Genomic DNA, 5,656 nt, shown 5'->3' with positions numbered 1-5,656 from the left:
CCGAAGGGCGACGGCCCCAACGATTACGGCTCGTCGCGGCAGCACCTGATCGAGGCGGTGGAAGGCTCGCTCAAGCGGCTCGGCGTCGACCACATCGATCTCTATCAACTGCACGGCCAGGACTACAACACGCCGGTCGAGGAGACGCTCTCGACGCTCGACCAGCTCGTGCGCGCCGGCAAGATCCGCTACATCGGCTGCTCGAACTTCTCCGGCTGGCACCTGATGAAGTCGCTCGCCGCCTCCGACCGCCACAGTTATCCGCGCTACGTCGCGCACCAGGCCTATTACTCGCTGCTCAACCGCGACTATGAATGGGAGCTGATGCCGCTCGGCATCGACCAGGGCGTCGGCGCGGTGATCTGGAGCCCACTCGGCTGGGGCAAGCTGACCGGTAAGATCCGCCGAGGCCAGCCGGCCAGGCCCGGGACGCGCGCCCACGACATCGCCGGCACCGGGCCGCAGTTCGAGGAGGAGCGGCTGTATCGCGTGGTCGATGCGCTCGACGGCGTTGCCAAGGAGACCGGCAAGACCATTCCGCAGGTCGCGCTGAACTGGCTGCTGCAGCGGCCGACGGTGTCGGCCATCATCGTCGGCGCGCGCGACGAGCGTCAGCTGGTCGAGAACATCGGGGCCGTCGGCTGGAGCCTGACGGCGGAGCAGGTCGCAGCGCTCGACGCCGCCAGCGACATCCCGGCGGCCTATCCGGTCTGGCACCAGCGCGGCTTCCCGATACTGAACGAGCGGTGATAGCCGATCGGCTTTGCAGCGCCTGTGGACGCGCGGCGGCAGCGCCGCGCGTGCGGCGCCGATCCATTTGACGACAGCGCGAGGCGGGCGGTACACTTGCTGCTCGATCGTCACGTGGCCGCGCTCCGGTCATCCTGGAGCCGCCACAACGGGGGGCGTCGACCCCGGACCGATCGGCGGTTGAGCCTCACGACTGTGCCGGACCCGCAGTCTTCAATGTGACGATGTTTGGCTCACTAAGTCGTCCCGGCGAACCGCATCGGGGTTTTGTTAGAGACGCAGGGCAGGATCGTGTTCCTCACCCTGAGGAGCCCGCCGCAGGCGGGCGTCTCGAAGGGCGAGGCCCGCTACTCGGGCCTCATGGTTCGAGACGGCGCTGCGCGCCTCCTCACCATGAGGGTGAGCAGCCGCATCAGTGACTGGGGAATTGGCGCCACGTCGTGCGATCAAATCGTCCATCCCTCCGCCGGATACGCCAGCGCATCGCTCGCCAAGATCTCCGCGCCCACCCCATTGCGAAACCGGCTGGCGTAGAACGCCAGCGGCAGGCCGTCGCGGTGGCGGCACCAGCGGACCTCGCCGATGAACAGGGTGTGGTCGGCGATCTCCACTGTGTTCACCACCTCGCAGCCGAACTGCGCGATGGCCTGGGGCAGCAGGAAGAAGCCGTCGCATTCGTCCAGCGCCGGCGCGCCTTGCGCCAGTGGTGTCCCGGCGAAATGCCGGCCGATCGCGACGTCGTCGGCGGCGAGCACGTTGACCGCGTAGCGGCCCGTGACGCTGACCGCCTGAAAGGTGCGGCCGCGCTTCAGCGAGACCAGCACCGTCGGCGGCTGCATCGAGACCGTGGTGAAGCTGTTGGCCGTCATGCCGACCGCCGCGCCATCGGCGCCGCGGCTCGTCACCACGGTGACGCCGGTCGAGAACCGCGACGCGGCCGCGCGGAAGCCCGCGGGATCGGGATGATGGCTCATCAGCTCCTCCGTCTCACGCCGCAAGCTGCGTCCGCTCGTCGATCCAGGCGTGGATGCGCCGGTCGCTTGCCAGCCGGTCCCATTGCCGCTCCGGATAGTTGAAATTGTCGGTGAACTCGTCGCAGAGCGCGCGGTTCTGCGCCATCGTGAAGATCAAACGGCCCATCGCCTCCGACGGCGGCTGCAGCATCAGATTGGTCCAGCGCGCCGCTGCGAGCACCCGGTTCTCGCGGGCGCGATCGACCGTCTCGACGAAGCGGTCGTCGAACGCCACGGCCTCGACGATCGCCTTGCCGAGCTCGAAGGCGGCATAGGAGGCCATGTTGGCGCCCTGGCCCATCATCGGATCGACCACCGAGTGCACGTCGCCCAGTGCGATTGCGATCTTGCCGTCGTCGAAGCCGACCGAGGAGCGCCGCACCGTCGGCACGACAGCGCCCTGCAGCAGGTCCAGCGGCTGCAGGTCGAAGCGGTGCGTGTCGATCTTGTTGTAGGTGTGCGGATGATGCTTCTCGAGCTTGTCGAGCATCGTCTGCCGGAAGCCCTGGGGATCGGCATCGTAGTTGAGCGAGACGAGATCCGCCATGTCGCCGCCGGGAATGTTCTCCATCAGAAGCGCCGTCTTCATGCCGCCGAAGGTCAAGGTCGGGATCACGATCATCTCGCCATGCCCGGGAGATACCGACAGCGTCACGCCGCGCGGATCGTCTCCATGGGGGCTGCCGTGATCGACGCCGTCGTAGAGCCCGACGCAGAGCAGGCGCTGCGGCTGGTTGTAGGGCGACAGCTCCGGCCGGTGGCTGAACATCCGCCCCAGCGCGCCCTTGCCGGTCGACACCACCAGCAGGTCGAACCGCGCCACCAGCGCCGGGATGTCGTCATCCTGGATGCTGGCATATTCGATCGTGCCGCCGCGGTCCTCGAAATCCTTCATCAGCGCCGGCAGATAGATCCGGTAGTCGACCGCGCGGCTCGGCTGCTTGAACGCGCCGCGAAAGAGCAGGGGGCTGCCCGGAAAATTGAAGACATGATCATGATGGTGGTAGACGACATCGGGATCGTCCCAGTGGTTCACGCCGAGTTCGGTCTCGCGCGCCACCGTGATGCCGTGATGCGCCACGGTGTTCATCAGCCGCGTTGCAGCATACTGCTCGGGCTCGCGGTCAGTCAGGACGGTGGCCTGGATGCCGTGCTTCTGCAGGTAGAGCGCCAGATGCAGCCCGCCGATGCCGGCGCCAACGATGCCAATCGACTTTTCCATGGGTCACCCTCCCTCGTGATTTTTTTGAGAGGCTAGACCAGTCCTCCCGATCGCGTATACGGAATGGCAAGAATAAAACTCATTCCGGGGAGGAATGGATGGACCGGATCGATGCGCTGCAGACCTTCATCCGCGTCATGGAAGCCGGCAGCTTCACCCAGGCGGGCGCCGATCTCGGCCTTGGCCAGCCCGCGATCACCAAGCGTATCGCGCTCCTGGAGGAGCAGTTCGGCTGCCGCCTGTTCGTGCGCACCACGCGCAAGCTGCGCCCCACGCCCGAGGCCGATCGCGTCCTGAAGCTCGCCAAGGACATCGTCACCTTGTTCGAGAGCGCCGGCGTGCCGTCGCCGAAGCGAGTCGGCGCGCCGTCGGGCACCTTGCGAATGACGGTGCCGACCTCGTTCGGCCGCTTCTTCTTCGCCGACATTTTTGCGGAGTATGGCCGCCGCTATCCCGATGTGCGGCTCGACATCCGTTTCACCGAGCAGTTTGTCGATCTTGTCGAGACCGGCACCGAACTCGCCATCCGGATCGGCGTACTGAGCTCGAGCTCGCTGGTGGCGCGCCGCGTCGGCACGGTCAAGCGTCTCCTGGTCGCGGCACCCTCGCTGCTGGCACGGCATCGCCCGCCGCGGCTGCCGAACGATCTGCGCCAGCTGCCCTGCGTGACCTATTCGCGGCTGTCGCCGAAGAACGAATGGAGCTTCGAATCCGAAACCGGCCGCCACGTCGTCGGCATCACGCCGGCGCTGACCTGCGACGACGCCGACATCATGGCCCTGGCTGCGCTGGAAGGCCTCGGCGTCGCCGTGCTGCCGGACTGGTGCGCGGTCGAACACATCGCCTCCGGCAAGCTCGTCCATCTGCTGCCCGACTACGACGTCCCCTCGCTGCCGCTGCACGTCGTCTATCCCGACCCGCAATGGATGTCGCACAGGGCGCGATTGTTTCGTGACCTGATCATCGAGCGCGCGGATGTCTTTGCGATCGGCGCGTGAACCGTAGGGTGGGCAAAGGCGCGCAGCGACGCGACAGCGGCGCGAGCACCGTGCCCACCGTCTCGCCATGGAACGCGCGGTTCAATGGTGGGCACGGCGCGTGCCATTCCGGATCGAAACGACCATCGTGCCAGGCGCCTTTGCCCACCCTCCGGGGCGTCGCCCGAGGCAAACTCTCGTTAACGTTGAGCACGAACATCGCGAGCATCCCGATTGACGCGATGGCAAGTCTGCCCACAATCTCCGCGTCATTGCGAAAACGCTGATATTGCAGGGGCAGGGACGACATGACCGAGGCCGCGCAGCCGGGCATTCCGCTGTGGTTCAAGCTCGCTTACACCGCCTTCTGCGCGGTGCTGGTGCCGACCTATCTGATAGCCTACGGCCCGACCAACTTCCTCTATTTCTGCGACGTCGCGCTGCTGACCACGCTGGCCGCGGTCTGGCTGGAGAGTCCGCTGCTGGCCTCGGCGCCGGCGGTCGGGATCCTGCTGCCGCAGGCGCTCTGGGTCGTCGACTTTCTCGGCACCGCCGCGGGCCTGCCGATCACGGGCATGACGGCCTACATGTTCGACGCCAAGCTGCCGCTGTTCACCCGTGGCCTGTCGTTCTTCCACTTCTGGCTGCCCTTCGTGCTGGCCTGGCTGGTGTGGCGTCTGGGCTATGACCGCCGCGCCTTCGCGGTCTGGACCGTCGGCGCCTGGGCGCTCTTGTCGGTGTGCTACTTCCTGATGCCGCCGCCGCCCGCCACCAGCGACCTGCCGGTCAACATCAACTACGTATATGGCCTGAGCGATGCGGTGGCGCAGAGCTTCATGCCGGGGCCGGCGTGGTTCGCCATGCTGCTGATCGGGCTGCCGCTCCTGATCTTCTATCCGACACACCGGTTGCTGCTGCGCTATGCGGGCATGGCTCCGGTACGATCGGTTGTCTCCACGTGAATCCGTAGGGTGAGCAAAGGCGCGCAGCGACGCGACAGCGGCGCGAGCACCGTGCCCACAGGTGTCGTGTGCAAAATGAGATTGTGGGCACGCGCCGCCTGACGGCGCCGCTTTGCCGACCCTACAAATCAATCGTCCCGGCGTGCTGCGTTCAGACGGTCGACCGAGCAAACACCGGCGTCATCCCGGCGACGACATGCGCGCCAGCAACGCGATCAGATCGTCGATCCCATGATCAGTTGGCGTTCAGCCGGCTCGCGGCGTTCGCCAGGCCGGCCTGAAACTGCGGGTCGCGCGCGGCGCGGCTTGCCGCCTCCAGACTGCTTACGATCGGACGGCGCTCGTCCGCAGTGAGCAGCGGACGCAGGCGTTCGGCAAGCGCGGTCAGGGCCGGCAGGCGCGCACGCCGCCAGGTGTCGGTCGCCTCAGGGTGCTGCACGGTCGCGAGGACGCCTTCGACCGTTTGAGTGACCATCTGCTGCGGATTCGACTTCATGCTCGCCGCAATGCTGCGATACTCGGCCGGCGCCGATGCCATTGTCGCCACCAGGGCGCCTACTGCGTCGAGAGGGGCGTCCGCGCAGCGGCCAATCTCGTCGGCATAGTCGCGCATTCGCTGGCGTGCGGTTTCCGGCGCCGCGGGCAGATCGTACAAGGTGCAGACGTCCACGATGGAGTGGATCCACTGCACGAGTCCGATGACCTGACGTACCGACGGAGTTTCGCGGGTAA

General features: G+C 66.7%; 6 protein-coding genes. 3 read left to right on the top strand and 3 right to left on the bottom strand.

Annotation, left to right across the window (positions count from 1 at the left end):
• Positions 1-750 (top strand): aldo/keto reductase (locus BRAS3809_RS16960; protein WP_035656529.1); only part of this gene is annotated, 750 nt, incomplete at its 5' end.
• Positions 751-1,196: 446 nt separating this feature from the next.
• Here the strand turns inward: BRAS3809_RS16960 and BRAS3809_RS16955 are convergent.
• Both BRAS3809_RS16955 and styA read right to left on the bottom strand, forming a co-directional pair.
• Positions 1,197-1,724: a flavin reductase family protein gene (locus BRAS3809_RS16955; RefSeq protein WP_008963333.1), complete on the bottom strand. Its 528-nt coding sequence runs from the start codon at positions 1,722-1,724 to the stop codon at positions 1,197-1,199.
• A 13-nt stretch (positions 1,725-1,737) separates the two neighbouring features.
• A complete protein-coding gene (gene styA, locus BRAS3809_RS16950; RefSeq protein ID WP_008963332.1) occupies positions 1,738-2,985 on the bottom strand; it encodes a styrene monooxygenase subunit StyA in 1,248 nt (415 codons plus the stop codon).
• A 98-nt stretch (positions 2,986-3,083) separates the two neighbouring features.
• Here styA and BRAS3809_RS16945 point away from each other — a divergent pair, with 98 nt between their 5' ends.
• On the top strand, positions 3,084-3,983 hold the full coding sequence (locus BRAS3809_RS16945) for a LysR family transcriptional regulator (protein WP_008963331.1): 900 nt from the start codon (positions 3,084-3,086) through the stop codon (positions 3,981-3,983).
• 287 nt (positions 3,984-4,270) lie between these two features.
• Entirely contained in the window at positions 4,271-4,924 is a 654-nt protein-coding gene (locus BRAS3809_RS16940) for a hypothetical protein (protein WP_008963329.1), read from the top strand.
• Positions 4,925-5,159: 235 nt separating this feature from the next.
• On the opposite strand, the gene BRAS3809_RS36650 is transcribed toward BRAS3809_RS16940, so the two are convergent.
• The coding region (locus BRAS3809_RS36650) for a hypothetical protein (RefSeq protein WP_035656527.1) at positions 5,160-5,656 on the bottom strand (497 nt) is incomplete at its 5' end.

Origin of the sequence: Bradyrhizobium sp. STM 3809, assembly GCF_000239795.1 — a bacterium.
Taxonomy (GTDB): Bacteria; Pseudomonadota; Alphaproteobacteria; order Rhizobiales; family Xanthobacteraceae; genus Bradyrhizobium.
This window is presented reverse-complemented; position numbering and strand designations above follow the sequence as displayed.

Coding starts and splice junctions, on each gene's coding strand:
- BRAS3809_RS16955 (WP_008963333.1), bottom strand. CDS start 1,724: ATGAGCCATCATCCCGATCCCGCGGGCTTCCGCGCGGCCGCGTCGCGG.
- styA (WP_008963332.1), bottom strand. CDS start 2,985: ATGGAAAAGTCGATTGGCATCGTTGGCGCCGGCATCGGCGGGCTGCAT.
- BRAS3809_RS16945 (WP_008963331.1), top strand. CDS start 3,084: ATGGACCGGATCGATGCGCTGCAGACCTTCATCCGCGTCATGGAAGCC.
- BRAS3809_RS16940 (WP_008963329.1), top strand. CDS start 4,271: ATGACCGAGGCCGCGCAGCCGGGCATTCCGCTGTGGTTCAAGCTCGCT.